The sequence below is a fragment of the Azospirillum brasilense genome (assembly GCF_022023855.1).
Classification (GTDB): domain Bacteria; phylum Pseudomonadota; class Alphaproteobacteria; order Azospirillales; family Azospirillaceae; genus Azospirillum; species Azospirillum brasilense_F.
Genome location: NZ_CP059450.1, coordinates 1,833,901 through 1,859,333, shown reverse-complemented (window position 1 = coordinate 1,859,333; position 25,433 = coordinate 1,833,901). Strand labels below are relative to the sequence as shown.

The following is a 25,433-nucleotide window of genomic DNA, read 5'->3' as shown; positions in this document are numbered from 1 at the left end:
CCCCTGTGCAAAACGGAACGGTCAAAACATGGTCAGTTGATCGCCAAGTGCTGGAGGGGGCTTGAAGTCGGCACAGTTGAGGGCGGCGTCGCGGGCGTTGAGGCCGAGGCGCCGGCAAGCCAGCTTGAAGCGCTTCGACAGCAGTTCCGCCACCGGGCCGGAGCCCTTCATGCGGCTGCCGAACTGGGACTGGTACAATTCCCCCTCGCGGCACTGGCGGATCAGGCTGAGCACCCGTTCGGCGCGGTTGGGCGCGTGCTCGCGCAGCCATTCCTCGAACAGATCGGCGATTTCCAACGGCAGCCGCAGGAGGATGTAATTGGCCTGCGTCGCCCCGGCCGCCGCCGCCGCCGTCAGGATGGCTTCCAGCTCATGGTCGGTGAGCCCCGGGATCATCGGGCTGGCCAGCACCGCCACTGGCACGCCGGCCGCCGTCAGGTCGCGCATGGCGGCGAGGCGCCGTTGCGGCGTGCTGGCCCGTGGTTCCATGCGGCGGGCGAGGTCGCGGTCGAGCGTGGTGACCGACAGCGCGACGTTGACCAGCCCCTTGGCCGCCATCGGCGCCAGGATGTCGAGGTCGCGCAGGACCAGCGCCGACTTTGTGATGATCATCACCGGCTGGTTGAAGTCGCGGCAGACCTCCAGCACGGCGCGGGTGATGCGCTGCTCCCGCTCGATGGGCTGGTAGGGATCGGTGTTGGCACCGAGCGCCAGCGGCTGGCAACGGTAGGATTTGGCTCGCAGTTCCGCCGCCAGCAACTCCGCCGCCCGCGCCTTGCGGAAGATCTTCGTCTCGAAATCCAGCCCCGGCGACAGGCCGAGATAGGCGTGGGTGGGGCGGGCGAAGCAATAGATGCAGGCGTGTTCGCACCCCCGATAGGGATTCACCGACCGTTCGAAGATCACGTCGGGCGACGTGTTTTTCGACAGGACCGAACGGGCCGTGTCGTCGAAGACCTGAGTCGGGACGGTCTCCGTCAGCGCTTCGTTCTCGCCCCAGCCGTCGTCGGCCAGCACCCGGGTCTCCCGCTCGTAACGGGAGGTCACGTTGCTGATCGCCCCCCGTCCTTTCAGAGCCTGCCGCGGAATCTCGTCCATGAGAGGAGAATAGCGGCGTGGAAATAGAACGTAAAGTGAACAATCATCCTTCCTTTGGACGCGGGTGGGAACCGATCCCCCTTGACGGCCTGCCCCCGCACGCCTAGCTTCCCGGTCATGACGACGCGCACGCACCACTTCAGCCGCTATTATACGCTGCTCCCATAGGGCGGCGCGTTCAGTCTTGACCATATGAACCATGCCGCCGCTGACCGGCGGCATGTGCTTCGACAGATGATCCCCGGGACGCGGTCCTTCCCTTCCGGAGATCAGCACCATGGCGACCCCCGCCGCTTCCAGCCCCTTCCAGTCCGACTTCCTGCGCGTGCTCGACGAGCGCGGCTTCCTGCACCAGGGCAGCGACCTGTCGGGCCTCGACGCCCTGCTGCGCCAGGGGCCGGTGGGCGCCTACATCGGCTTCGACGCCACGGCGGACAGCCTGCATGTCGGGCATCTGGTGTCGATCATGGTGCTGCGCTGGTTCCAGATGACCGGCAACCGGCCCGTCGTGCTGATCGGCGGCGGGACCACGCGCATCGGCGACCCCAGCTTCCGCGACACCAGCCGCCCCATGCTGGACGACGCGCAGATCGCCGCCAACATGGCCGGCATCGGCCGGGCCTTCGCCCAATACCTGTCCTTCGGCGACGAAGAGTCGAACGGCGCGGCGATGGTCAACAACGCCGATTGGCTGGACGAGCTGCGCTACATCCCGATGCTGCGCGACATCGGGCGCCATTTCACCGTCAACCGGATGCTGAGCTTCGATTCCGTCAAGCTGCGGCTCGACCGCGAGCAGCCGCTGACCTTCCTGGAGTTCAACTACATGATCCTCCAGGCTTTCGACTTCTTGGAGCTGTCGCGCCGCCACGGCTGCCGGCTGCAGATGGGCGGGTCGGACCAGTGGGGCAACATCGTCAACGGGATCGAGCTGGCCCGCCGCGTCGACGGGACGGAGCTGTTCGGCCTGACCACGCCGCTGCTGACCACCGCGTCGGGCGCCAAGATGGGCAAGACGGCGGCAGGGGCGGTGTGGCTGAACGCCGACCGGCGCAGCCCGCACGACTTCTGGCAGTTCTGGCGCAACACGGAAGACGCGGACGTCGGCCGCTTCCTGCGCCTGTTCACCGAGCTGCCGCTGGACGAGATCGCCCGGCTGGAGGCGCTCCGGGGATCGGAGATCAACGAGGCCAAGAAGATCCTCGCCCATGAGGCGACATCCCTCTGCCACGGCGCGGCGGCGGCGGCCGAGGCCGGGGAGACCGCCCGCCGGGTCTTCGAGGAGGCCGGGGCCGACGGCGGCCTGCCGACGGTGGAGGCCGCCCGCGCCGACCTCGCCGCCGGCGTCCGTCTGGCCGACCTGCTGGCCGCCGCCGGGCTGGCCGAGTCCAAGGGCGCGGCGCGGCGGCTGATCCGCGACGGCGGGGCGCGGGTGAACGGCACCCCCATCACCGACGAGGCGGCGCTGCTGACCCTGGCGGACCTCGACGGCGCAGACCAGGACGGGGACGGGCTGATCCGCCTGTCCGCCGGCCGCAAGCGCCACGCGCTGGTCCGGGTTCGGTGAGCAGAGCCGGAGCCGGGCGCCCTCAGCGGCCCCCGGCTTCGGCCACCACCTGCTTCAGGTGATGGGACGACACCGGCTTGTGCAGGATGGCGAAGCCGCTGCGCTGGGCCTCGACGATGCGTTCGGGGGCGGTGTCGCCGGTCAGGATGATGCTGGGAATCGACGCCCGGCAATGGGCGTGGATGGCGCGCAACGCCTCCGGCCCGGTCTTGCCGTTGCGCAGCCGGTAGTCGGCCAGAATGACGTCCGGCCGCCGCCCGGCCTCGTCGAGCAGGCGGATCGCCTCGTCCCCGGCGGTGGCGGCGATGACCTCATAGCCCCAGCCCTCCAGCATGGCGCGCAGCCCCATCAGGATGATCACCTCGTCGTCGATGATCAGGACGAGCCGGCACCCCCCGCCCTTCGTCCGGCCGACCGCGGGAACCGTCGTCACGGCGGGCCGCGGCGGCTCGGCTGCGGGCACGGTGACCAGGAAGGTCGATCCGCTGCCCGGCCGCGACCGCAGGGCCACGGAATGGCCGAGCAGAGCGCACAGCCGCCGCACGATGGCGAGGCCGAGGCCCAGCCCCTTCTCGCGGTCGCGCTCCGGGTTGCCGAGCTGGGTGAACTCTTCAAAGATATCCTCCTGGCGGTCCGGCGGGATGCCGGCGCCGCTGTCGCACACGGCGATGTGGAAGCGGCGGCGCGACCGCCGCACGCCCAGCAGAACCCCGCCGCGTCCGGTGTAGCGCAGCGCGTTGTCCAGCAGGTTGCGGATGACCCTCTCCAGCAGCATGGGGTCGCTGCGCGCATGGAGCGTGGTCGGAACGACGCGCAGGGTCAGGCCGCGCCGCGCCGCCTCCGGCGCGTATTCGGCGGCGAGGCGCTCGAAGAGGGGCTGGATCGCCACGGTGGTGGTCACCGGCTCGACCACCCCGGCGTCGAGCTTGGAGATGTCCAGCAACCCGTCGAGCAGGCGCTTCAGCGCCTCCAGCGCCTGCTGCATGGTCTTCAGCGTGTCGTGGCCCGCCCCGCCCCGTGTCTGCTCGCCCAGAGCGGAGGTGAGGAAGAACAGCGACTGCACCGGCTGGCGCAGGTCGTGGCTGGCGGCGGCGAGGAAGCGCGACTTCGCGCGGTTGGCCCGCTCCGCCTGGTCCTTGGCGCGGCGCAGCGCCGATTCGGTGCGCTTGCGCTCGGTGATGTCGCGCAGGATGGCCGTGAAGAAGCGGTCGCCGCCGTCGCTCCAGGCCGACAGCGACAGCTCCAGCGGCACCGCCAGCCCGTCGCGCCGCCGCCCTTCGACCTCGCGCGCGACGCCGTCGGCCGGACGGTCCGGGCTGAGAGGCTCCGGAACAAGGCCGCCCGGAATCAGCCGGCCCACGTCCGTCCCGACCGCATCGGCCGGGCGATGGCCGAAAATGCGCTCCGCGCCGCGGTTGTAGGTGTGCACCGTGCCCTTGGCGTCCACCAGAAGGATCGCGTCGGCGGCGGTTTCCAGCAGGGAGCGGTGGCGCTCCACGGCCCGCCGGATCGCCCGTTCGTCCTCCTTGCGGCGGGTCACGTCCTGGGCGTAGACGGCCAGCCGGTCGCCGGTGGCGAACAGGCGCAGGGCGTACCAGTCGCCACCGGCCCGTTTCTCGTCACCGACCAGCCGGATTTCGAATTCCTCCGGCTCTCCCCGGTCCAGAGCGTCGCGGAAGCGCGCGGTAAAGGGCTCGGCCACGCCGGGCGGCAGCAGAGCCACGAAGACATGGCCCACAAGGTCCCCGCCATCGCCGAACAGGCGCGCCGCCTTCTCGTTGGCGAAGGTCACGCGGCCCTCATGGTCCAGCTCCACCACCGCGTCGGTGGAGGCGGCGAGGATCGCGGCCATGCGGTGTTCGGCGGCGTGGGCGGCGTCGCGGGCCTGCTCCCGCGCCTGAAGCTCCTGCGCCATCGAGTCGAAGGCGAGGCCCAGCGCACCGATCTCCGAACGGTCGCCCGGCCGGCCGATCCGCGCGCCCCGGTCCCCGGCGCTCCAGCGTTCCACCACCCGCTTCAACCGGGCCACCGGGCGCAGCACGAACAGGCGCGCGCCCATCCAGGCCGCGGCCAGGGAGAGCGCCGCCGCCAGCGCCAGCAGGAAGGCGCTCCGCTCGGCCGCGGCGGTGACGGGGCGCAGCGCCTCCGTCCGGTCCAGCCCGACCGCCAGGAACAACTCGCGGACCTTCTGGTCCACCGGGGCATAGGCCAGGATCCGCGGCTCGCCATCCAGGCCGGGCATTTCGGCGACACCTTCGGACGGTGCGCTCAGCAGGGCCATCAGCGGTCCGGGCAGCGGCTTGCCCACCCGCTGGTCGTCGCTGCCGGGAAAGCGGCCCAGCACGGTGCCGTTGCGGTCGGCGAGCACCAGCATGGCGTTTGGCGGCAACGGTTTTTCCGCCAGATACTCGCGCAGCCATCCGGCGTCGAGCGCGATGGACACCACCCCCGCCATGCGGCCCGTCCCGTCGGCGTAGGGGGCGGCGAAGGGCAGCACGGGGCGTCCGTCCAGCCGCCGCACCGCATAGTCGCCGACGACAAAGCCCTGCCCGTACAGCGCCATGCGGATGTGCGGCAGCGCCGCCACCATCAGGCCGTTCAGCTTGGCGTCGCTGGCGCAGCGGACCGAGCCGTCGAGATCGGTCAGGGCAATGCCCTTCACACGCGGCAGCCGGCCGCGCAGGCGGTTCAATGTCGTCGAGCATTGCTGCGGGTCGGCGGCCAGCCGCGGCGCCATTTCGGCCACCGTCACCAGCACGCCGCGCATGCCCTCCACGACCCGCTGCTGCTCGTCCTGGATCAGGGTCAGAAGGCGGCGGGCCTCGGCCTCGGCCTGCCGCTCCCCCGCCTCGATGGCGGTCAGGCTGTTGTGGGCCAGGATGCCGATGGCCGGCATGCTGGCGAGGAGAACAAGCAGGACGAGGCGTGTGAGAATGCTCATCGGCAGCCCGGGAACAGCACGGCGGAAGGGAACGGCACAATCCTGCACTTCCCAAGGGACGGACGGCACCCCGGGTCCGACGCACGCCGTCGTATCCGCGGCAGCGGTGTCCCGCTACCCCGCCGGCCACATCCTTACCTTGCGTTTACCAAAAGGAGGGGCTGCGCTCAACCGACTATTTCGCATACGAATTATAAAGGCGCCGGAGGAACGGGTGCCCGATGCCCCGGCGCCGCAGAATTTTTCCGCCCGTCCTCAGGTGGATTCGGCGATGGACTCGACGCTGCCGTCGAGCGACATCAACAGCAGTTCCACCTCCAGACCGGGATGCCGCGCCTTGATCGCGGCGCCCAGCGCGCGGAGTTGCTCGGCGTGGGCGGCGGTTTCCTTGTCCGGGTCCGCCGCGACGTCCGTTTTCAGGAAGACCCGGTAGGCGCCGCAGTCACGGTGGTCCATGACCATCACGCGCTTGATCCGGTGCAGTTGCCTGGCGACCGCCACATGGTCCCAGAAGGCCTCGCCCCACGCCTTCTTCTGGTCGGTCAGGGCGCCCAGCGAGGCGCCGGCCAGGATCACATGGTCATAGCGGTTGGTCAGCCCGCGCCCGTCCATGTAGCGGCCGATGTCGTCGATCAGCCGGTAATCCATGCAGGAGAGCAGAAGCGCGTCCACCTCGCCGTCGGGCTGGGCGGCGCCGGCGGCGCCAAGGGTCAGGGGGGCCATCAGCGCAGCCCCGGCGCCCAGCGCGGCGATCTTCAGGAAGGTCCGGCGGGAGTCGTGCCGAAGGCCGCCGCAACAGGTCGAGACGAAGTCAATTCCGGTGCTTTGACGGTACTGCATGAGGTCTCCACGTCGTTGAGGTTTTGTGAGGCCGAACGCCCATGGAGACCGCAGTACCTCGCCGCTTCCGAGACAGCATTATTCGTGAACGAATCTTTCACGAGACAGAAGGGCACAGCATGATGACAGGACTATCTGGACAAACTGGAACGAGAACCTTCGGCCCGTCCACCGGACGCCAAAAAGAAACGGGCCGCTTCCCAGGTGGGAAGCGGCCCGTTCGGCATGGTGCTGCCGGTGTTGCGTTGCTGGTATCAGCCGCGGGTGCTGCCCAAAGCCCGGTCACCGGTGGCGACCGTGTCGCTGGCCGGCTTCTGCGTGCCGGCGCTGGCGCTGTGGCTGGAGGAGCAATCCGCGCTGGCGACCCCCGCCGTCAGGAGGGCGGCGAGACCGAACAGAACGGCTACCGGCTTGGCTCCATGAGACATTGGATCACCTCCTTTCAAAACTGTTGAACACCGCAACAGCATGTGAGGACGATCCGGCGCGAGTCAACGCCCTATACCGCCCGTACAGGGTGCGGCCGCATCGGGCGGCGGGGATCAGGACGCGGTGTCCAGCGCCTCCCGCATGGTGCGGAACAGCTCCGCCTTGTCCTCGAAGCCGATGCCCGGCAGATCCGGCAGGCGGACCCGCCCGTCCTCGACCGCGATGCTGTCGGCGAAGCCGCAGAAGGGCTTGAACACGTCCGGGTAGGACTCGTTGCCGCCCAGATGCAGGCCGGCGGCGATGTTCAGCGACATCTGGTGGCCGCCGTGCGGCACCACGCGGCGGCTCGACCAGCCGTTCTCCGCCAGCATGTCCAGCGTGCGCATGTACTCGACGAGGCCGTAGCTGAGCGCGCAGTCGAATTGCAGCCAGTCGCGATCCGGGCGCATGCCGCCATGGCGGATCAGGTTGCGGGCGTCCTGGTGGCTGAACAGGTTCTCGCCGGTCGCCATGGGGCGGTCATAGTGGTTCGCCAGCTCGGCCTGGAGCGCGTAGTCGAGTGGGTCGCCGGCCTCCTCGTACCAGAAGAGATTGTAGGGCTTGAGCGCCTCGGCGTAGGCGATGGCGGTTTTCAGGTCGAAGCGGCCGTTGGCGTCGACGCAGAGGTTCCGGCCGTCGCCGACCACCTCCAGCACCGCCTCGATGCGGCGCAGGTCGTCCTCCAGCGAGGTGGCGCCGATCTTCATCTTCACGACCTTGTAGCCGCGGTCGCGGTAGCTGCGCATCTCGTCCTGGAGCGCCTCCACCCCCTTGCCGGGGTAGTAGTAGCCGCCCGCGGCGTAGACCCACACCGACTCGTCGGCCACGCCGCCGCGGTAGCGGTCGGCGAGCAGGCGGTAGAGCGGCTTGCCGGCGATCTTCGCCACGGCGTCCCACACCGCCATGTCGATGGTGCCCACCGCGACCGAGCGTTCGCCGTGGCCGCCCGGCTTCTCGTTGGTCATCAGCCGCGCCCAGATCCTGAACGGGTCCAGGTTGCCGTTCGCTTCGTCGATCAGGCTGTCCGGGGCGGCCGAGGTCAGGCGGGGGATGAAGCGTTCCCGCATCAGGCCGCCGGCGCCGTAGCGTCCGTTGGAATTGAAGCCGTAGCCGATCACCGGCTTGCCGTCGCGCACCACGTCGGTGATGACCGCCACGGTGGAGCAGGTCATCTGGCTGAAGTCGATGTAGGCGTTGGCGATGTCGGACTTGATGCCGACGGTCTTTTCCCGGATCTCCACGATGCGCATGGCGCTGCTTCCCTTTGGCTTTTCGGATGCCCTGGGCCGCAGGATAGGGATGGACGGGACCATCGGGCCAATGCCAGTTTCAAATCGCATGATGCGCGTCCGGCATGGGCTAACGGAACAGCGATGGAACTGAACTGGCTTGAGGATTTCCTCGCCCTGGCGGAGTGCGGCAACTTCTCCCGCGCAGCGCAGCGGCGCAACCTGACCCAGCCGGCCTTCAGCCGCCGCATCCGCGCGCTGGAGGACTGGACCGGCACGTCCCTGTTCGACCGCAGCACCCAGCCGGTCGGGCTGACCGAGGCCGGGCGCCGCTTCCGCCCCTTTGCCGACGAGACGGTGCGCCGCCTCCTGCAAGGGCGGGAGGAGGCCCGGCTGGCCGGCGGCGCGGCGGCCACGGCGCTGCGCTTCGCGGCGACCCACGCGCTGTCGCTGACCTTCTTCCCGACCTGGCTGAGCCGGTTGGAGGGACAGGCACGGCTGGGCGCCATCCATCTGCTGTCCGACAGCATGCAGACCTGCGAGCAGGTGATGACGCAGGGGCAGGCGCAGTTCCTGCTATGCCACGCCCATGCGGCGGCCCCCTCCCGGCTGGAGGCCGGAGCCTTCCGCTCCGCCGCGGTGGGAAGCGACCGTCTGGTGCCGGTCTGCGCCCCGGACGAGTCCGGTTCGCCACGGCACCGCTTGTCTGGTGGAGGGGCGTCCGGCGGCGGGGCCGCCCTCCCCCACCTCGCCTACAGCCCGGAATCGGGCATGGGGCGCATCGTCACGGCGGCGCGCGGCGGCTTTCCGGCTCCGCTGGCGCTCGATACCGTCTTCACCTCGCACCTCGCCGCGGTGCTGCGCACGCTGGCCCGCGACGGGCGCGGCGTGGCATGGCTGCCGGACAGCCTGATTGGCGAGGATCTGGCGCAGGGACGGCTGGTGCGGGCCGGCGGGGCGAGTTGGGAAATCCCGGTGGAGGTGCGCCTCTACCGCCCCCGCGCGCGCCAGAGCCCGGCGGCGGAATCCTTCTGGGCTTTAGCGGTGGAACAGGCACCCCAAGACGGGAGGGAGCGGGAATGAGCGGAGCGGGTTACAGGCTCTACGGAGTGCCCGGCTGGGGGTCCGTCCTGGCCGAAGCGATGCTGGTCCAGTGCGGCGCCCCCTTCGTCTTCGAGGACGTCGCGGGCTTCGACGCGCCGGGCGAGGCGCGGCAGCGGCTGCTGGCGCTGAACCCGCTGGGGCAGATCCCCACCCTGGTCCTGCCGGACGGAATGGTGATGACGGAAAGCGCGGCCATCGCGCTGCTGCTGGCCGAACGGCACCCGGACGCCGGACTGGCCCCACCGCCGGACGCACCGGAGCGCCCGGCCTTCCTGCGGCTGCTGGTCTGGCTGGTGGCGAACGTCTACCCGACCTTCACCTACGGCGATTACCCGGAGCGCTGGGTGACGGAGGCTCCGGAGACGCTCGGCGCGGCGATGGTGGAGCAGCGCAAGACGCTGTGGCTCTGGCTGGAATCGCAGCTGGGCGACGGCCCGTGGGTGCTAAGGGAGCGCTTCAGCGCGCTCGATCTCTACGTCGGGGCGATGGTGCACTGGCGGCCCCGCCGCGCTTGGTTCGCGGAACATTGCCCGAAGCTGTCGGGCGTGGCGGGGCGGGTGCAGGCCCTGCCGACCCTGGAACCGGTCTGGAGCCGGAACTTCACGCCGGCGTCCTGAAGCGGGAAGCACCGAGTTCATACAGCACGGGGGCGGCCGCTGGGCCGCCCCCGTTCAACAATCAGCACCCGTGACTTGAGACTCGCAAATCAACGCTCGTTGATGGCGCGATACACAAGGTAGGCCGGGGTCGCGCGCAGCCAGGCGGCGAGGAACTCGCGGACGGCCTGGAGGGCGGAGGACGGGGCGCGGTCGCTGCCGATGTGGCTGTAGGTCGAGCTGTTCATGATGGTCTCCAATCGTTGGGAGGCGTTATCGGGGGCGTTGTTCGTTGAGACCAATATGCTCTGGTATACCCAATACCACACGCGCGCTTATTGCAGGGCAGACCCCAAAAAACGCAACGCTTTCAATGCTTTAACCATCACGCATTCAGTCTATTGAACTGTTCGCACAGCGGACGTCGAATTCTTGCCGCATCGCGGGAAGCGGTGGTCTAGCCAAAGCCGCCCCACAACCCCACTTCTCGTGTCATGCCGCGCGACGACAGCCAGCCCCGCTTTCCCGCCGTCCCGTCCGACCACTGGGACGGGCGCCGCTTCTTCAACCCGCACGCCGACACGGACAAGGGGCCGCGCGAGCTGTGGCGGCTCTACAAGGCGCGCGGTCCGCGCTGGACGCCGCTGGACCCGGAACCTCCCCGCCCTTTCCGCGCCGTCACCCCGGCGCGGGGCGAAGTGGCGGTGACCTTCATCGGGCAGGCGACCTTCCTGATCCAGATCGGCGGGGCGGCCTTCCTGACCGACCCCGTCTATTCCGACCATGCCGGCCCCTTCGGGCGGTTGGGGCCGAAGCGGGTGCGCCCACCTGCGGTGCGCATGGAGGATTTGCCGGCCATCGACGCGGTGCTGCTCAGCCACAACCACTACGACCACCTCGACGCCCCGACGCTCCGCCATCTGGCGCGGCGGCGCGGCGTGCCGCAGGTGATGACGGGGCTGGGCAACGGCCCGATGATGCGCCGCGCCGGCTTCGACGCGGTGCACGAGCTGGACTGGTGGGACAGCCTGCCCGGCCCGCACGGCACCCGGATCACCTTCGTCCCGGCGCAGCACTGGTCCGCCCGCAGCCCCTTCGACCGGCGCCGGACTCTGTGGGGCGGCTTCCTGGTCGAGACACCGGAGGCCGCGGTCTATTTCGCGGGCGACAGCGGCTATTGCCCGCATTTCCGGGAGATCGGGCGGCGGTTCGGCGCCATCGACGTCGCCCTGCTGCCCATCGGGGCCTACGAGCCGCGCTGGTTCATGGCCGCCCAGCACATGAACCCGGCCGACGCCGTGCGGGCGCACCGCGACCTGGGGGCGCGGCACAGCGTCGCCATGCATTTCGGCACCTTCCAGCTGACCGCCGAGGGCATCGACGCCCCCATCCGGGCGCTGCACCACGCCCTGGCCGAGCAGGCCGTCGATCCCGGTCGGTTCGCCATCCCCGGCTTCGGCGAACCCCTGCGCTTCCGCCGCCCTTCGGCCTAATGGCGAAGGGGAGGATTCGCCCAGCGGCCTATGGCGCAAGCGTCATGGACGGGACCGCGCGGATCGGGGTAACGCCTTGAGGGACAGCACCCACCATACAGGCGGAGCCGGGCGTAAATGCAGTTGGAAATCAGTGCCTTCGTCAGTTCCCTCGGCAGCGAATCGGACCACGGCCCCGACGCGCTGGAGCGGGTGCGGGACAGCATGCGGTCCCTGGCCGACACGCTCGCCGCGCTGAACCTGGGCATCGTTCTGGAGGTGCGCGACGTGCAGCGTCTTCAGACCGTCGCCCGCATCGTCCAGGCCGACGCGCCGAACCGCTAACCGCCCGTTTATCGCCGCAGCGGGCAGGCCCGGCGGGCCAGCCGGGCGTTCAGGTCGCCGGTGTCCACCACCGGCTCGCCCTGGCTGCGCATGACGAAGCCGAAGGTGTCCATCACGCGGTCCAGCACGATTTCCTGGTCGTCCGGACGGCGGCTGACCATCACCACGGCATAGCCGGCGGAGCGGGCCACCGCCGCCTCCCCGCGCAGGCCGCGCACGCCCCAACCGGCCAGCGCGCTCTTGCAGCGGAACAGCTCCACCGAGAGGCCGGCGCCGCCGGTCGCCCCGGCCACCACATAGCCGGCGGCCACCGCCAGCGGGGCCAGCAGCCCGTCCCAGTCCAGACAGTCCTCCCGCGACACCCACATGCCGCCGACCGAGCAGGGGGCGGCGCCGATGGCCTCGCCCAGCCCGGCGCGGAAGGCGCGCAGCACCTCCACCGCATCCGCCGCGGGCATCGGTTCCACCCGGTTGCCGTCCGGCATCAGCATCAGGCGTCCGGCCCACTCGGTCGAGGGGGGAAGCTGTTCGGTGAGGCGGGCGAGGAGAGCTTCGCGCGCCTGGGCGAAGGGAACGACCTTGGACATGGGGAACGGGGACCAGCGGCAGGTGACGGGAACCGGGGCCGGAAGGAAGCGAAAGCCACGCCCGCTGTCAACCGGCGCGCGAGGCCTTCGCCACATTTCCGCCCCATTGTCACGGCCCTGCATCGCCACCGTGGGGATGGCGCGGAAAATCCCACCGAAAGGTCGTTTTCCCCTTGCCAGCCCCCGGAAAGGGGCTTATAAGCCGGCCTCCGTTCCGGATTAGCTCAGTCGGTAGAGCAGCGGACTGTTAATCCGCGTGTCGCTGGTTCGAGTCCAGCATCCGGAGCCATATTGCGGGTGTAGCTCAGTTGGTTAGAGCGCCGGCCTGTCACGCCGGAGGCCGCGGGTTCAAGTCCCGTCACTCGCGCCACCTTCCCTCATCGGTGGCTTTCTCCTCTCCCCTCATCGCATCACAGTGACCGTGGCGGCCTCTGTCCGGCTGATCACCACCTCGTCGCCGGGCTTCACCGTTTCCAGCCCCTGCACATCCGGCGGGACCGGAACCGTGCGCGTGCGCCCCTGCGGCCCGCGCAGCGTGACCATGCGACGGTTGAGGTCGATGGCCTCGACGACCTCCGTCACCTGGGTGGTGGTGATCGCCGACGCGCGCGGCATCTCGCCGACCGCGGCGCGGTCCGTGCTGCTCCGCTGAATGGCGCCCGGCCCGCCGCCCGGCGGTTGGGTGACGATGTTGGTCAGGCGGGAGTACTCGATCTGCACGGTGTCGCCCACCTTGATGCGATCGAAGTTCCGCACCCCGCTTCCGGCGGTCACCGCCTCTTCCCGCCCGTCCTGGAATTGCAGGATCACCGTCCGCGCCGCCTTGTCGACGCCGCGGACCTTGGCGGTGGAGCGGACATTCTCGACCATGGACAGCCGCGGCGTCGGCTCGACGCTCGCCGGGGCCATGGCGGCGGACGGCGGCGCGGTTTCGGACGCCGGCGCGCATCCCGCCAGGACCGCGCCGGTCAGGAACACCGCCAGGACGGCACGGGTTTGCTGCTTCATGGGATCGCCTCCACCTCTTCTGGGACCGGCTCCCGGGCGTATGTCCGGTTCGCTTGGGTCCGGTTCGGGCGCAGGAACGGCACCGTCGCACGGATGTTCCGCATCCCGACCCTGGCCGACCCTGGTGGCCGGTGCAACTTACCGTAAGTTCGCCCTTCGACCCGTCCGATGGGTGGAAACCGTCACCCGGAGGGGTCAGAATTTGAACACCGCCTCCATCCCGACGAAGTGGATCGTCTTCGCGGGGCCGGTGTCCTGAAGGAAGGGACCGGGCCGGAACAGGGAGTAGGACAGCAGCCCCTCGACCGTGCGCCCGGCGGCGTAGGACAGCACAAGCTCCCCCTGTGTGCCGATGTAGCGCGAGCGTGATTCGGCGCCGGAGCGGAGCAGGTTGCCGGACAGATCGTAGACGCCGTCCTCCAAGCTCATCCGCCAATAGGCGATGGCCGAGGCGGAGAGGCTGAATTCGTCCGACAGTACCAGATCCACGGACGGATGCAGGTTCATCAGGTTCAGCGGCCCGACCGGAGTCAGCTCCCCGAAATACTTGGCGCGGGGGAACAGGGGGTTGAAGGTGCCCAAGCGCCCGTCGCCGGGATCGCGGTCGCCGCTGGCGATGTTGGCCTTCAGCCCGAGCCGCGGGCGCAGCGGGACGCCGTCCCAGCGGTGGCCGGTGTCGCTGGCGACCGACCATGCGGCGATGGTGTCGCCGTCAATGCGGCCGGTCTGGAGCATCGCCTCCCAGTTCCAGTCCCAGCCGTCGGCCTTGCCGAACAGACGGGTGCCGAAGGTATGCCGCTCCTCCCGCCCCTGCCCGCCCTCGAAGGACGCCGCCCGGTTGCCGTAGCCGATGTAGTAGGCGTCCAGTCCGGTACCCCAGCCCTCGCCCGCGCCGCGCGTGGCGTACAGCCCCCAGGCGGAGCGCCCGCCGTCGCGCCGGTCGTCGAACAGGTCCGGCGCCGCGCGGACCGGGCGGCTGAGAAAGCCGTCCACCCGCCAGGGGCCGGCGTTCACGATCCCCGTCACCGCGTCGAAGGCGCGGGGTACGTTGGCGCCGTAGCGCAGGCTGATCAGCCGCTCCGACCCGTAGGCGAGCATCTGCCGCCCCGCCCGCAGCGTGCCCTGCGCACTCCCCAGCGGGACGGACAGGTCGGCGAAACCCTGCAGCAGGTCGGCGCGGTCGACGTCTGGCGCCCCCTCCGGCCCGAGCTTGCCCGCCGTGCCGGCCATGATCAGCTGCCCGAAGACACGCAGGGCCGGGCCGACGCGCAGGTCGGCGTAGGGCAGCAGCCGCCACAGGCCGTAGGCGTCGTTCCTCGGCTCATCCTGCCCCCAGCCGCTGTTGCGCACCGCCTCGCCGCGCAGCCGCGCCTCCAGCCCGGTGGACAGGGAGACCGTGCCGCCGGGGGTGAGCGGGATCGCCTTGAACCGCTCCCAGAAGGCGCCGCTGCCCGCCGCCGGGTCGAGGAGGTAGCGGTAATCCTCGTCATAGCGGCTGTTGGTCAGCGGCGGGGGCGTCTCCGCAAGGGTCTCGGCGGGGGCCGGGGCGGACTGGAGCAGCAGAGCCGCGACCAGCGCCCCGCGCCACCGCCTCACGACGCCGGCCCCGCGCCGTGCTCCAGCGCCAGGAAATGCGACACCCGCGGCGGACCGTCGCCGCGGTGGAAGGCCAGCGCCTCCTTCTGCACGTCAGCGTCGGCGTGCGACACCCGGCGGTGCTGGCGCTGGTGCTCGGCCCAGGATTCGACGAAGAACCACTCCAGCACCCGCTCCGGATCGCCGGAATCCTGGCTGACGCCCCAGGCGTAGGCGCCGTCCCGCCGCCTCGCCTCCGACAGGCGGCGCAGCGCCGCGTGGAAGGCGTGCTGGTCGGCGGCGGCCACCCGGTACTCGATGGTGATCAGCACCGGACCGCGGTCGTTGCGCACCGGCTCGGCGGTCAGCGGCTCCGGCCAATGGTTGGACGGGGTGAGGTCGGCCTCGCCCTCCGGCAGTGGCACCGCGCGGGACAGCACCGCGACGGCGAGCAGGCCAGCGGCGCTGACCCACAAGGTGGCGGGCACGCCGATGGCATCGGCCAGCGCGCCCCAGCCGAGGCTGCCCGCCGTCAGGGCGCCATTGAACACGGTCAAATACAGCGCCAGCCCACGCCCGCGCACCCAGTTGGGCAGGATGGCCTGGGTGGTGGCGCTCAGCGTCGTCAGCACGGCGATCCAGGCCGCCCCGGCTCCCAGCAGCACCGGCAGCGCCAGCCAGCGCGGCGGGGCCAGGGCCAGGATGCCCATCACCACCGCGGTGACCAGCGCCGCCGCCAGCATCAGGCCATCCGCGCCCAGCCGCTCGCGGACGCGCGGCAGGACGGTCGCCCCGCCGATGGCTCCCGCCCCCACGGCGCCGAGCAGCAGGCCGTAGAAGCCCGGCCCGCCGCCCAGCATCGGCCCGGCGACGATGGGCAGCAGGGCCCACAGGGCGCTGGCGCAGGCGAAGAACAGGCCGGCGCGCAGGAAGACGCGGTGCAACTCCTTGCTGGCGCGGGCGTAGCGCAGCCCGGCGCGGAGCGCGCCGCCGAACTGCTCCGACAGATCGTCGCGGGCGTCGGGGGCGCGCCGCCACCACAGCAGGGCGGCGATGACGATGATGTAGGAGGAGACGTCCACCGCGTAGGTGGCGGCGGCCCCGGCGGCGGCCAGGATCGCGCCGCCCGCCGCCGGGCCGATGGCGCGGGCGATGTTGATGCCAAGGCTGTTCAGCGCGACGGCGCCCTTCAGCTCGCCGCGCGGCACCAGCTCCGGCACGATGGATTGCCAGACCGGCGCCATCAGCGCCGCCCCGACCCCGCCCAGGAAGGTCAGCCCGGCGATGGACGCGACGCTGGCGACGCCCAGCGCCGCCTGGATCATCAGCGCGGCGCTGACGCAGGCGAGCAGGCACTGGATGACGATCAGCATCCGCCGCCGGTCCATGATGTCCGACAGCACGCCCGCCGGGATCGCCAGCAGGAAGATGGGCAGCGAGCCCGCCGCCTGGATCAGCGCGACGGTGGACGGCGATCCCGACAGGTCGAGGACCAGCCACGCGCTCGCCACGTCGCGCATGAAGGTGCCGACGTTGCCCAGCACCGCCGCCACCCACAGCACGGCGAACAGACGGTTGCGCAGCGGCGCGAAGGCCCCGGCCGGCTTGGTTCCGGGGGAGGGCACGGTCTCGGCGGTCATGCGGACCCTCCCCGGCGGTGGGAGTCGCGGTGGGTGAGCGCCGCCGCCGCGGCGAAGCCGCCGACGATGGCGAGATGCTCCAGGAAGGTGGCGGTCTGGCGGGCGCGGTCCGGCCCCTCATAGGTCCAGAAGGCGTGGGCGAGCAGCGTGGCGACCACCGTGAAGCCGGCGAGAATCCCGGCGCCGAGCCAGCACCAGCGCCGTGTCAGAAACAGTGCCGACCCGCCGAGCTGGGTGACGATCACCGCCACCGCGACGAGGACCGGCAGGCCGAGCCCCAGCCCCGCCGCCTCGGCCACCGCACCGTTGAAGTCCGTCAGCTTGACCAGCCCGCTGACGACGAAGGGCGCCGCCAGCGCGAGGCGGGCGAGCCAGGCGGTCCCCGGCCAGTCGAGCAGGGCGGCGACCGGCGCGGCGGCGGCGTCCTTGCGCGTGTAAAGGCTGTCGGCCATCGTTCCGCTCCCCCTCACACCGCCCAGCAGCCGCAGCCGAACACGCCCCAGAAGCTGCGCGCGTCGGACGAGGGCACGTCGGCGCCCAGCGCCGCCGCGTGGTCGTGGCCGTGCACGGCGCAGCCGGAATGGCAACCGCACTCCGCCGCCTGCCGCTGCACCGTCTTGGGATCGCGGTGATAGCCGCCGACGGTGGCGACCGGCGACCAGTCGGGCATCGGCTTGGGCAGCGGCGGGGCGAGCTTGCCGAAATCGCCCTCGCCATGCACCACGGCGCCGCCCAGCAGGGTCAGGACGGAGCGGATGTGGGGGATGCGGTCCTCCGGCACCGCCATGTAGTCGTCGCTGAGCAGCGCCGCGTCGGCGAGCTGCCCGGCTTCGATCCTGCCCTTCTTGCCCTGTTCGTTGGAGAACCAGGTGTTGGCCTCCGTCCACAGGCGCAGCGCCGTCTCGCGGTCCAGCCGGTTCGCCATCGGGTAGAGCGACAGCCCGCCCACCGTCTTGCCGGTGACCAGCCAGGACAGCGAGACCCAGGGGTTGTAGCTCGCCACGCGGGTGGCGTCCGTCCCGGCGCCCACCGGCACCCCGGCGGCCATCATCTTCGCGATGGGCGGCGTGGCCTCGGCGGCCTTGGCGCCGTAGCGCTCCACGAAATACTCGCCCTGATAGGCCATGCGGTGCTGCACGGCGATGCCGCCGCCAAGCGCCGCGATGCGGTCGATGTTGCGCTCGCTGATCGTCTCGGCGTGGTCGAAGAACCAGTTCAGCCCCTGCAGCGGGATGTCCCGGTTGACCTTCTCGAAGACGTCAAGCGCCCGCCCGATGGTCTCGTCGTAGGTGGCGTGCAGCCGCCACGGCCAGCGCCGCTCGGCGAGCAGGCGCACCACCGGCTCCAGATCCGTCTCCATGTTGGGCGGCATCTCGGGCCGGGCGACGCGGAAGTCCTCGAAATCGGCGGCGGAATAGACCAGCATCTCCCCCGCCCCGTTCAGGCGGTAGCGGTCGTCGCCGTCGCCCGGCTTGACCGTGTCGGACCAGGTGGCGAAATCCTGCAATTCCTCCTTCGGCTTCTGGGTGAACAGGTTGTAGGCGATGCGCAGGGTCATCTCGCCGTCGGCGTGCAGCTTCTCGATGATCGCGTAGTCGTCGGGGTAGTTCTGGAAGCCGCCGCCGGCGTCGATCACGCTGGTGACGCCCAGCCCGTTCAGCTCACGCATGAAGTGGCGGGTGGAGTTGACCTGATACTCCTCCGGCAGCTTCGGCCCCTTGGCGAGGGTGGAGTAGAGGATCATCGCGTTGGGCAGGGCGAGCAGCAGGCCGGTCGGGTTGCCCGCGGCGTCGCGCTGGATCTCGCCGCCCGGCGGGTTGGGCGTGTCCTTGCCGTAGCCCACCGCCCGCAGCGCAGCGCCGTTCAGCAGCGCGCGGTCGTAGAGGTGCAGGATGAAGACCGGCGTGTCGGGGGCGGCAGCGTTCAGCTCCTCCAGCGTCGGCAGGCGCTTCTCGGCGAACTGGTGCTCGGTGAAGCCGCCGACGACGCGCACCCACTGCGGGGCCGGCGTGCGGGCCACCTGGGCGCGCAGCATCGCCATGGCGTCGGCCAGGGTCGGCACGCCGTCCCAGCGCAGCTCCATGTTGTAGTTCAGGCCGCCGCGGATGACGTGGATGTGGCTGTCGATCAGGCCGGGGATCAGGCGGCGTCCCTTGGCGTCGATCACCGCGGCGTCGGGAGATGCTGCGGCGCGCACCTCGGCCTCCCGCCCCACGGCGAGGAAGCGCCCGTCGCGGATCGCCACGGCGTCGGCTTGCGGGTTGGCGCGGTCGAGCGTCGTGATCTTGGCGTTGACGATCAGAAGGTCGGAAGACGGCATGGCGGCATTCCCAAGGCGGGTGAACAGGGGCGAGGCGAGCAGGGCGGCGGCGGCGCTTCCGGCGATGGCGCCGCGGCGGCCAATACCGGGGCGACCGTTTCCGGTGTGGCCGGTCATGCCCGGCCCCGCGGGGGTGCGTCCGCGGCCGGTGCCGGCGGGGTTGCGGCATCGGGAGCGGCGGCGCTGCCGGCCTGCGGCCCCAGGATGTGGCGGGCGCAGTCGTTCTGGATGAAGGCGAGAACCGGCTGCCCGGCGATCAGCCGCTTGACCACCGGCACCGCCTGTTCGCCGACCAGCATGCCGAGCAGGCCGATCAGGGCAATGGTGGGCGGCGCCGGGGAGCGGACGCCAAGCAGCGCGTAGAGGACGCCGACCAGGATGCCGGCGCCGAGGGAAAGCAGATAGGGCATCATGGCGTGCCTGTTCTTCGTCCGGATGGGCGGAAAGAGGCGGACCGGCCCCGGGGAGGGTCGGGACCGGTCCGCCGCGGCGCGGGGCATCGGGCGCCGCAAAGCAAGTGCCGGGGCTCGGCGCCGCGATCAGGCGGCGGCGCTGTGGCCGCCTTCCGACGCGCCGAACATCGTCTTGGCGTAGATGATGCCCAGGCCATAGGCGCCGCCGTACTTCTTGGCGATGCCGGTGGTCATCTCGTAGGTCTCGGTGCGCGCCCAGTCGCGCTGCAGTTCCAGCATGTACTGGAGCGAGGTCATCGGGCGGACGCCGGCCTGGACCATGCGGTCCATGGCGCGCTGGTGCGCCTCGACCGAGACGTCGCCGCAGGCGTCGGCGATGACGTAAACCTCGAAGCCCTGGTCCAGCGCCGACAGGGTCGGGCCGACGATGCAGACCGAGGTCCACAGGCCGCAGAAGACCAGCCGGGTCTTGCCCAGGCCGTTGACCCGCTTGATGACGTTCGCGTCCTCCCAGGTGTTCATGGAGGTGCGGTCGGTGACCTCCGCCCCCGGGAAGGCCTCGGTGATCTCGGAGAAGATCGGGCCGGAGAAGCTCTTTTCCGCGACCGTGGTCAGGATGGTCGAGACGCCGAAGCCGGCGGCGGCGTGGGCGACCAGTGCGGTGTTGGTGCGCAGCGTCGTGGCGTCGATCGAATGGGTCGCGAAGGCCATCTGCGACTGATGATCGATCATGATCAGCGCGTGGTCCTTCGGCGATACGAGCAGTTTGCCGGGAGTCGCGGTGGCGGTGATGGTCATGTCTCTATCCCCGTTGTTTTTGGCGCCGGTGCCAATGGCGTTGCCTCTGACGATGTCTGTGGCCCGGCGGTGTGTCGAAGCATCGGTCAGGGACGGAGGACGGCGACATTGAACTTGCGTTTGCGGGTCCTATACCTTGGTATATCAGGCCAAGGCGCCGCTCGCCGCCGGTGCCGGTCAGGGTAAAGGGACAGGACAAAGGGACAGGGTTGAGGGAAGACGTGACCCGACGGCCAAGCGAACGACGGTGATGCGCACGAGGGATGTCCCCGGAGACCAGCGGTTTCTTCTGGCGACCCTGCCCCCGGGGGCGGGGCAGACCCGGCTGGCCATCGTCACGGTGGCGGGGCTTCTGGCCGCGCTGGCGATCGCGGCGCCTTTCGCCCGCCTGACGCTGGACGGAACGGCGGTCCTGCTGCCCGCCTACGCCACGGCCGTCCTGCTGACCGAGCTGATGACCGCCGTCCTGCTGTTCGCGCTCTACGCCACGCAGCGAACGCCGGCCCTGCTGGCGCTGGCCGCCGGCTATCTGGTCACGGCCTTGCTGATCGTTCCCTGGGCGCTGACCTTCCCCGGAGTCTTCGCGCCGACCGGGCTGCTCGGCGCCGGTCTGCAGAGCACGGCCATCGTGGCCGCCGGGCGCCGCGTCGGCCTGCCGCTGTTCATCCTGGCCTACGCGCTGCTGAAGTCCGTGGAGGCCGGCCCGCGCGAGGCGCACCGCCCGGCCCTGTCCGCCATCGCGGGCGGCGTGGCGCTGGCGGCGGCGCTGGCCGGGGGCCTGACTGCCTTCGCGTTGGGCAACGACGCCGTCCTTCCCCGTCTGATGGTCGACACCATGCGGGAAACGCCGCTGTGGCGGGTCGTGCCGGTGACGGCGCTGGCGCTCTGCGCCGCCGCACTGGCCGTCCTGTGGCGGCAGCGGCGCTCCGTCCTCGACCTCTGGCTGATGGTCGTCCTGGCCGCCTGGGCCATCGAGACCTGCCTGCTGAGCTTCATCAGCGGCGGGCGCTTCAGCGCCGGCTGGTGGTCGGGGCGGCTGTTCGGGCTGGCCGCCTCAAGCGTCGTCCTGCTGATCCTGCTGGCGGAAATGACGACGCTCTACGGGCGGCTGGTCCGCTCGGTGGCGGCGGAACGGCGGGTGCGCGACGCGCGTCTGGCCAGCCTGGAGGCGCTCTCCGCCTCCATCGCGCACGAGGTCAACCAGCCGCTGGCGAGCATGGTCACCAACGCGGGCGCCGGACTGCGCTGGCTGGACCGCCCGTCGCCCAATCTGGTGGAGGTGCGGGCGGCGCTGAGGCGGATCTCCGACGACGGCCACCGCGCCGCGCGGGTGATCGCCTGCATCCGCGATTCCTTCCGCAAGGCGCCGCCCCAGCGCAGCCGGCTGGACATCAACGGCGTGATCCGGAGCGCGCTGGACCGCACGGAGGGCGAGCGCCGCCTGAACCGGATCGCCGTGCGCACCGACCTTCAGCAGAGCCTTCCGCCGGTCAACGGCAGCCCGGTGCAGCTTGAGCAGGTGCTGCTGAACCTGATCGCCAACGCCGACGACGCGATGGGCGCCGTCGCCGACCGCCCGCGCGTGCTGAGCATCCGCTCGCGCCGCCGCGGCCTCGCGGACGTGCTGGTGTCGGTGGAGGACACCGGCACCGGGTTGCAGGCGACCCAGGAGGAGCGGCTGTTCGAACCCTTCTTCACCACCAAGGAGCATGGAATCGGCATGGGGCTGACCATCTGCCAGTCGATCGTGGAGGCCCATGGCGGCCGGCTGTGGGTGGCCGCCAACCAGCCCCACGGCGCCGTCTTCCGCTTCACCCTGCCCGCCGACGACGAGCCGGAGCGGCCAGCGGCGGGCGCCGCCCTGGAGCGGACGCGATGACCGACCGCACTGTTTCCGACCGGTCCCCCGCAACCATGGAAACGCCCTTCGTCGCCATCATCGACGACGATCCGTCAATCCGGGACTCGCTGGTCAGCCTGCTGCGCTCGGTCGGGCTGACCGCCCTGCCCTTCGCCTCGGCGCAGGACTTCCTGCAGTACCGCTGGCCCGACGCACCGGGCTGCCTGGTGCTGGACGTGCGGCTGCCCGGCCAGAGCGGGCTGGAGTTCCAGCGCGAGCTGACCGGGGCGGGCATCCATCTGCCGGTCGTCTTCATCACCGGCCATGGCGACATTCCCATGTCGGTGACGGCGATGAAGGCCGGCGCCGTCGAGTTCCTGGCCAAGCCCTTCCGCGACCAGGATCTGATCGACGCCGTCCACACCGGCATCGAGCGCGACCGCGACCGTCGACGCGCCGTCGACGCCCTGTCCGATCTTCAGGAACGATTCCGCAGCCTGACCCCGCGCGAGCGGGAGGTGATGCAGCTCGTCGCCGCCGGGCAGCTCAACAAGCAAATCGCCGCCGAGCTGCAGCTCAGCGAGATCACCGTGAAGGTCCACCGCGCCAGCGTGATGCGCAAGATGCAGGCGCGGTCCTTGCCCGATCTGGTGCGCATCGCCGACAAGGTGACCCCCAACGGCGAGTCCTGACCGGTTCCTGCTTACGATCCTTTGATGAAAGCCAGCACGTCGGCGTTGAAGCGGTCCTGATGGGTGGCCGTCAAGCCGTGCGGCGCCCCTTCGTAGACCGTCAGCGTCGCCTGCGGCGCGATCTCCACGGCGCGGCGGGCCGCCGCGTCGATGGGCACGATCTGGTCGTCGTCGCCATGGATCAACAGCGTCGGCACCGCCATCTTCCTCAGATCCTCGGTGAAGTCGGTTTCCGAGAATTGCTGGATGCAGTCGTAAGCGCCCTTGATCCCGGCCATCATGCCCTGCAGCCAGAAGGATTGCCGCAGCCCCTCCGACACCTTCGCCCCGTCGCGGTTGAAGCCGTAGAAGGGCATGGTCAGATCGAGGAAGAACTGCGACCGGTCGTCGTAGGTGCCCTTGCGGATGCCGTCGAAGACCTTCATCGGCAGGCCGCCGGGGTTGGCGGCGGTTTTCAGCATGATCGGCGGCACCGCCCCGACCAGCACGGCCTTGGCGACCCGTCCGGTGCCGTGGCGTCCGATGTAACGGGCGACCTCGCCGCCGCCGGTCGAATGGCCGATCATCACCGCGTCGCGCACGTCCAGCGCGTCGAGCAGTTCGGCCAGATCGTCGGCGTACTGGTCCATGTGGTTGCCGGTCCAGGTCTGGTCGGACCGGCCGTGGCTGCGCCGGTCGTGGGCGATGACCCGGTAGCCCTGCTGGCCGAAGAACAGCATCTGCCCGTCCCAGGCGTCGGCGCTGAGCGGCCATCCGTGCGAGAAGACCACCGGCTGCCCGCTGCCCCAGTCCTTGTAGAAGATGCGGGTGCCGTCCTTGGTCGAGATCGTGCTCAAAACCCCCTCCATTTTTCGGGCGCGCGAAAGATCCGCGGCGCGAGGGGAAGGCGGACACCGGCCTTTCCATGGGCAGCGCGGAACCTCGTCGGCGTCACAACAGTGCCGAAGGTGGTCCGGCCTGGAAACTATACGGAGGTATCGGTGGCCTGCCCGTATGTATGGCAAGCCGGTGGAGAGCGGAGCCGCTGAATCACGGGCGGGAGCCGAGAACGATAAAGCGCGCGAACCGGCGGCGCCACTGTTCGCCCACCGGTGGAAATATTTCGTTTTTTCAATCAGTTCCGGTGCTTTTGTCGGGGATTTAGCTCCCTTTGCGTCTTCCGGATGGGACCGGCATCGTTTATCTTCGGGCAGCGGTGGGCAGGAAGCCTATCCATCTGGGAAATGAGCGGACGGTTTCTTGGAGGAGCAAAGCTTGCGAATGCTCGTCGCGGTGGTTGATGAACTGCGCCGGCAGAGCCGCAGCGTCATCGTACGTCTTATGCTGTTTGGACTAGTTCTGGTCTTTGTCGGCGCCTGCGCGCGCATCTGGGTCCTGTCCTCCTTCTTGGAGGACAAGATCAACAACCTGACCTCGTCCCAACAGCAATCGACCGCCTCCTACGTTGCCCACGACATCGACGAGAAGATCAAGGCCCGGCTCGACCTCCTGCGCCGCGCCGCCGGAAGCCTGCCGTTGACGGCCCTCGACGATCCCACGGCCCTGCGCGACTGGCTGAAGACGCATCACGAGATCGCGCCACTGTTCTCGCGCGGTCTGATGATCGTCCAGCCGGACGGCCATGGAGTCTTCGCCGATTATCCGGAACGGCACCGCCCGCCCAATTTCGACGTTTCGGATCGCGACTGGTTCCAGGCGGCGCTGGCGTCACGCGAACCGGTGATAGGGCGGCCCGCCCGCTCCGCCATCGACGGAGAGCCGATGGTGGTCATGGCGATGGCGGTCACCGACGCCGCCGGAACACCGGTCGCGGTCCTGGCCGGCGCCACCGCCCTGTCGTCGCCCGGCTTTCTCAATCTGGTCCAGGGAAACCGCATCGGGCGCAGCGGCGGCTTCCTGCTGGTTTCCCCCCGCGACAGGCTGTTCGTGTCGGCCAGCGACCACGGGATGATCCTGACCGCGACCCCGCCGGAGGGGGTGAATCCGCTGCACGACCGGGCCATGGCCGGTTACCGCGGCACCGGCATCACCGTCAACGCGACGGGGGTGGAAGAGCTGTCGGCCATCGCGGCGGTGCCGACGGCGGGTTGGTTCCTGGTCGCCCGCCTGCCCACGGCGGAGGCGTTCGAAGGGGTGCGCGACCTGCAGACCTTCATCGCCACCAACAGCCTGATGATCGCCGCCTTCGCCGTGACCGTGCTGTTCTTCGGCATGCGCCGCTTCTTCCGCCCGCTGACCGAGGCTGCGCGGCGGATGCACCAGATGGCCGACGGGCATGTCGAGCTGTCGCCCCTGCCGGTCCACCGCATGGACGAGGTCGGGGAACTGGCGCAGGGCTTCAACTATCTGCTGGGCAAGCTGCGGGAGCAGGAGGCCGCCCTGCGGGCGAGCGAGGCGCGCATGGCCCACATGGCCCACCACGACGCGCTGACCGAACTGCCGAACCGCACCATGTTCCACGACCGGCTGCAACAGGCCATCGACCGGGCGGAGCGCGGCGGCACCCTGTTCGCCCTGCTCTACATCGACCTCGATGGCTTCAAGCCGATCAACGACACCCACGGCCACAGCCGGGGCGACGAGGTGCTGCGGGTGGTGGCGCGCCGCCTGTCCGGCCTGCTGCGCAAGTCCGACCTGATCGCCCGCATCGGCGGCGACGAATTCGCCATCATCCTGGAGGTGGAGGTGACCCCCGCCGGGGCGGAAACCGTCGCCGACAAGTGCCGGACGGCGCTGAAGGAGCCCATCCTGATCGACGGGCTGCGGCTGCCGCTCGCCCTGTCGATCGGCGTCGCCGTCTACCCGCAGGACGGGCGGGATGCCCAGCAACTCATCGTCCACGCCGATCAGGCGATGTACGCGGTCAAGAGGGGCGCCGCCCGCGTCCCGGCCCTGTAGGA

General features: G+C 70.3%; 23 protein-coding genes and 2 tRNA genes. 10 read left to right on the top strand and 15 right to left on the bottom strand.

Annotated features, from left to right (window positions below):
- Positions 1-21: 21 nt before the first annotated feature.
- A complete protein-coding gene (locus tag H1Q64_RS21900; protein ID WP_237905587.1) occupies positions 22-1,098 on the bottom strand; it encodes a PA0069 family radical SAM protein in 1,077 nt (358 codons plus the stop codon).
- A 277-nt stretch (positions 1,099-1,375) separates the two neighbouring features.
- Here H1Q64_RS21900 and tyrS point away from each other — a divergent pair, with 277 nt between their 5' ends.
- Positions 1,376-2,665 carry a tyrosine--tRNA ligase gene (gene tyrS, locus H1Q64_RS21895; RefSeq protein WP_237905586.1) on the top strand — a complete coding sequence of 430 codons (1,290 nt, stop codon included), beginning with the start codon at positions 1,376-1,378 and terminating at the stop codon, positions 2,663-2,665.
- Between the two features lie 22 nt (positions 2,666-2,687).
- On the opposite strand, the gene H1Q64_RS21890 is transcribed toward tyrS, so the two are convergent.
- The 4 genes from H1Q64_RS21890 to H1Q64_RS21875 form a co-directional block, all read right to left on the bottom strand.
- The gene (locus tag H1Q64_RS21890; protein ID WP_237905585.1) at positions 2,688-5,606 is read right to left on the bottom strand and encodes a PAS domain S-box protein; all 2,919 of its coding nucleotides are present in this window, start codon (positions 5,604-5,606) and stop codon (positions 2,688-2,690) included.
- Positions 5,607-5,861: 255 nt separating this feature from the next.
- The gene (locus tag H1Q64_RS21885) at positions 5,862-6,446 is read right to left on the bottom strand and encodes a carbonic anhydrase (protein ID WP_237905584.1); all 585 of its coding nucleotides are present in this window, start codon (positions 6,444-6,446) and stop codon (positions 5,862-5,864) included.
- A gap of 254 nt (positions 6,447-6,700) precedes the next feature.
- A complete protein-coding gene (locus H1Q64_RS21880) occupies positions 6,701-6,874 on the bottom strand; it encodes a hypothetical protein (RefSeq protein WP_237905583.1) in 174 nt (57 codons plus the stop codon).
- A 114-nt stretch (positions 6,875-6,988) separates the two neighbouring features.
- Complete coding sequence (locus tag H1Q64_RS21875; protein WP_237905582.1) at positions 6,989-8,164, bottom strand: mandelate racemase/muconate lactonizing enzyme family protein; 1,176 nt, start codon at positions 8,162-8,164, stop codon at positions 6,989-6,991.
- A 123-nt stretch (positions 8,165-8,287) separates the two neighbouring features.
- Between H1Q64_RS21875 and H1Q64_RS21870 the strand changes: the two genes are divergently transcribed.
- Together H1Q64_RS21870 and H1Q64_RS21865 are read left to right on the top strand one after the other, a co-directional pair.
- The gene (locus tag H1Q64_RS21870) at positions 8,288-9,226 is read left to right on the top strand and encodes a LysR family transcriptional regulator (RefSeq protein ID WP_237905581.1); all 939 of its coding nucleotides are present in this window, start codon (positions 8,288-8,290) and stop codon (positions 9,224-9,226) included.
- A complete protein-coding gene (locus H1Q64_RS21865) occupies positions 9,223-9,864 on the top strand; it encodes a glutathione S-transferase family protein (protein WP_237905580.1) in 642 nt (213 codons plus the stop codon). Before H1Q64_RS21870 ends, H1Q64_RS21865 begins: the two co-directional genes overlap by 4 nt.
- Positions 9,865-9,953: 89 nt before the next feature.
- On the opposite strand, the gene H1Q64_RS21860 is transcribed toward H1Q64_RS21865, so the two are convergent.
- Positions 9,954-10,091: a hypothetical protein gene (locus H1Q64_RS21860; RefSeq protein ID WP_237905579.1), complete on the bottom strand. Its 138-nt coding sequence runs from the start codon at positions 10,089-10,091 to the stop codon at positions 9,954-9,956.
- 246 nt (positions 10,092-10,337) lie between these two features.
- Between H1Q64_RS21860 and H1Q64_RS21855 the strand changes: the two genes are divergently transcribed.
- Both H1Q64_RS21855 and H1Q64_RS21850 read left to right on the top strand, forming a co-directional pair.
- The gene (locus H1Q64_RS21855) at positions 10,338-11,336 is read left to right on the top strand and encodes an MBL fold metallo-hydrolase (protein ID WP_237905578.1); all 999 of its coding nucleotides are present in this window, start codon (positions 10,338-10,340) and stop codon (positions 11,334-11,336) included.
- Positions 11,337-11,453: 117 nt separating this feature from the next.
- On the top strand, positions 11,454-11,660 hold the full coding sequence (locus tag H1Q64_RS21850) for a hypothetical protein (protein ID WP_137105531.1): 207 nt from the start codon (positions 11,454-11,456) through the stop codon (positions 11,658-11,660).
- Between the two features lie 8 nt (positions 11,661-11,668).
- On the opposite strand, the gene H1Q64_RS21845 is transcribed toward H1Q64_RS21850, so the two are convergent.
- Positions 11,669-12,247, bottom strand: a complete 579-nt coding sequence (locus H1Q64_RS21845; protein ID WP_237905577.1) for a hypothetical protein — start codon at positions 12,245-12,247, stop codon at positions 11,669-11,671.
- Between the two features lie 213 nt (positions 12,248-12,460).
- Here H1Q64_RS21845 and H1Q64_RS21840 point away from each other — a divergent pair.
- Both H1Q64_RS21840 and H1Q64_RS21835 read left to right on the top strand, forming a co-directional pair.
- Positions 12,461-12,536 (top strand) — tRNA-Asn (locus tag H1Q64_RS21840).
- A 4-nt stretch (positions 12,537-12,540) separates the two neighbouring features.
- A tRNA-Asp gene (locus tag H1Q64_RS21835) sits at positions 12,541-12,617 on the top strand.
- Positions 12,618-12,649: 32 nt separating this feature from the next.
- Here the strand turns inward: H1Q64_RS21835 and H1Q64_RS21830 are convergent.
- From H1Q64_RS21830 to H1Q64_RS21800, 7 genes are all read right to left on the bottom strand, one after another.
- Positions 12,650-13,255 carry a hypothetical protein gene (locus H1Q64_RS21830; protein WP_237905576.1) on the bottom strand — a complete coding sequence of 202 codons (606 nt, stop codon included), beginning with the start codon at positions 13,253-13,255 and terminating at the stop codon, positions 12,650-12,652.
- Between the two features lie 195 nt (positions 13,256-13,450).
- Positions 13,451-14,851: an alginate export family protein gene (locus tag H1Q64_RS21825; protein ID WP_237905575.1), complete on the bottom strand. Its 1,401-nt coding sequence runs from the start codon at positions 14,849-14,851 to the stop codon at positions 13,451-13,453.
- Complete coding sequence (locus H1Q64_RS21820) at positions 14,848-16,470, bottom strand: MFS transporter (RefSeq protein ID WP_237905574.1); 1,623 nt, start codon at positions 16,468-16,470, stop codon at positions 14,848-14,850. Before H1Q64_RS21820 ends, H1Q64_RS21825 begins: the two co-directional genes overlap by 4 nt.
- Positions 16,467-16,922, bottom strand: a complete 456-nt coding sequence (locus H1Q64_RS21815; protein WP_237905573.1) for a DoxX family protein — start codon at positions 16,920-16,922, stop codon at positions 16,467-16,469. The genes H1Q64_RS21820 and H1Q64_RS21815 overlap by 4 nt, the downstream gene beginning before the upstream one ends.
- Before the next feature lie 14 nt (positions 16,923-16,936).
- Positions 16,937-18,907, bottom strand: a complete 1,971-nt coding sequence (locus H1Q64_RS21810) for an amidohydrolase (protein ID WP_237905572.1) — start codon at positions 18,905-18,907, stop codon at positions 16,937-16,939.
- Positions 18,904-19,203, bottom strand: coding sequence for a XapX domain-containing protein (locus H1Q64_RS21805; RefSeq protein WP_059399099.1), 300 nt, complete (start codon positions 19,201-19,203; stop codon positions 18,904-18,906). Before H1Q64_RS21805 ends, H1Q64_RS21810 begins: the two co-directional genes overlap by 4 nt.
- Before the next feature lie 126 nt (positions 19,204-19,329).
- Entirely contained in the window at positions 19,330-20,001 is a 672-nt protein-coding gene (locus tag H1Q64_RS21800) for a hydrolase (RefSeq protein ID WP_014197758.1), read from the bottom strand.
- A gap of 250 nt (positions 20,002-20,251) precedes the next feature.
- On the opposite strand from H1Q64_RS21800, the gene H1Q64_RS21795 reads away from it, so the two are divergent.
- Both H1Q64_RS21795 and H1Q64_RS21790 read left to right on the top strand, forming a co-directional pair.
- Complete coding sequence (locus H1Q64_RS21795) at positions 20,252-21,880, top strand: sensor histidine kinase (protein WP_237905571.1); 1,629 nt, start codon at positions 20,252-20,254, stop codon at positions 21,878-21,880.
- Positions 21,877-22,533, top strand: a complete 657-nt coding sequence (locus H1Q64_RS21790) for a response regulator transcription factor (protein ID WP_237905570.1) — start codon at positions 21,877-21,879, stop codon at positions 22,531-22,533. Before H1Q64_RS21795 ends, H1Q64_RS21790 begins: the two co-directional genes overlap by 4 nt.
- 11 nt (positions 22,534-22,544) lie before the next feature.
- Here H1Q64_RS21790 and H1Q64_RS21785 read toward each other — a convergent pair whose 3' ends face one another.
- Entirely contained in the window at positions 22,545-23,369 is an 825-nt protein-coding gene (locus H1Q64_RS21785) for an alpha/beta fold hydrolase (protein ID WP_237905569.1), read from the bottom strand.
- A gap of 424 nt (positions 23,370-23,793) precedes the next feature.
- Here H1Q64_RS21785 and H1Q64_RS21780 point away from each other — a divergent pair, with 424 nt between their 5' ends.
- Positions 23,794-25,431, top strand: coding sequence for a GGDEF domain-containing protein (locus H1Q64_RS21780; protein ID WP_237906496.1), 1,638 nt, complete (start codon positions 23,794-23,796; stop codon positions 25,429-25,431).
- Positions 25,432-25,433 lie beyond the last annotated feature (2 nt).

What these genes read in the sequence shown, in the direction of transcription:
- H1Q64_RS21900 (WP_237905587.1), bottom strand. Translation starts at nt 1,098, where the DNA reads ATGGACGAGATTCCGCGGCAGGCTCTGAAAGGACGGGGGGCGATCAGC.
- tyrS (WP_237905586.1), top strand. Translation starts at nt 1,376, where the DNA reads ATGGCGACCCCCGCCGCTTCCAGCCCCTTCCAGTCCGACTTCCTGCGC.
- H1Q64_RS21890 (WP_237905585.1), bottom strand. Translation starts at nt 5,606, where the DNA reads ATGAGCATTCTCACACGCCTCGTCCTGCTTGTTCTCCTCGCCAGCATG.
- H1Q64_RS21885 (WP_237905584.1), bottom strand. Translation starts at nt 6,446, where the DNA reads ATGCAGTACCGTCAAAGCACCGGAATTGACTTCGTCTCGACCTGTTGC.
- H1Q64_RS21880 (WP_237905583.1), bottom strand. Translation starts at nt 6,874, where the DNA reads ATGTCTCATGGAGCCAAGCCGGTAGCCGTTCTGTTCGGTCTCGCCGCC.
- H1Q64_RS21875 (WP_237905582.1), bottom strand. Translation starts at nt 8,164, where the DNA reads ATGCGCATCGTGGAGATCCGGGAAAAGACCGTCGGCATCAAGTCCGAC.
- H1Q64_RS21870 (WP_237905581.1), top strand. Translation starts at nt 8,288, where the DNA reads ATGGAACTGAACTGGCTTGAGGATTTCCTCGCCCTGGCGGAGTGCGGC.
- H1Q64_RS21865 (WP_237905580.1), top strand. Translation starts at nt 9,223, where the DNA reads ATGAGCGGAGCGGGTTACAGGCTCTACGGAGTGCCCGGCTGGGGGTCC.
- H1Q64_RS21860 (WP_237905579.1), bottom strand. Translation starts at nt 10,091, where the DNA reads ATGAACAGCTCGACCTACAGCCACATCGGCAGCGACCGCGCCCCGTCC.
- H1Q64_RS21855 (WP_237905578.1), top strand. Translation starts at nt 10,338, where the DNA reads ATGCCGCGCGACGACAGCCAGCCCCGCTTTCCCGCCGTCCCGTCCGAC.
- H1Q64_RS21850 (WP_137105531.1), top strand. Translation starts at nt 11,454, where the DNA reads ATGCAGTTGGAAATCAGTGCCTTCGTCAGTTCCCTCGGCAGCGAATCG.
- H1Q64_RS21845 (WP_237905577.1), bottom strand. Translation starts at nt 12,247, where the DNA reads ATGTCCAAGGTCGTTCCCTTCGCCCAGGCGCGCGAAGCTCTCCTCGCC.
- H1Q64_RS21830 (WP_237905576.1), bottom strand. Translation starts at nt 13,255, where the DNA reads ATGAAGCAGCAAACCCGTGCCGTCCTGGCGGTGTTCCTGACCGGCGCG.
- H1Q64_RS21820 (WP_237905574.1), bottom strand. Translation starts at nt 16,470, where the DNA reads ATGACCGCCGAGACCGTGCCCTCCCCCGGAACCAAGCCGGCCGGGGCC.
- H1Q64_RS21815 (WP_237905573.1), bottom strand. Translation starts at nt 16,922, where the DNA reads ATGGCCGACAGCCTTTACACGCGCAAGGACGCCGCCGCCGCGCCGGTC.
- H1Q64_RS21810 (WP_237905572.1), bottom strand. Translation starts at nt 18,907, where the DNA reads ATGACCGGCCACACCGGAAACGGTCGCCCCGGTATTGGCCGCCGCGGC.
- H1Q64_RS21805 (WP_059399099.1), bottom strand. Translation starts at nt 19,203, where the DNA reads ATGATGCCCTATCTGCTTTCCCTCGGCGCCGGCATCCTGGTCGGCGTC.
- H1Q64_RS21800 (WP_014197758.1), bottom strand. Translation starts at nt 20,001, where the DNA reads ATGACCATCACCGCCACCGCGACTCCCGGCAAACTGCTCGTATCGCCG.
- H1Q64_RS21795 (WP_237905571.1), top strand. Translation starts at nt 20,252, where the DNA reads ATGCGCACGAGGGATGTCCCCGGAGACCAGCGGTTTCTTCTGGCGACC.
- H1Q64_RS21790 (WP_237905570.1), top strand. Translation starts at nt 21,877, where the DNA reads ATGACCGACCGCACTGTTTCCGACCGGTCCCCCGCAACCATGGAAACG.
- H1Q64_RS21780 (WP_237906496.1), top strand. Translation starts at nt 23,794, where the DNA reads ATGCTCGTCGCGGTGGTTGATGAACTGCGCCGGCAGAGCCGCAGCGTC.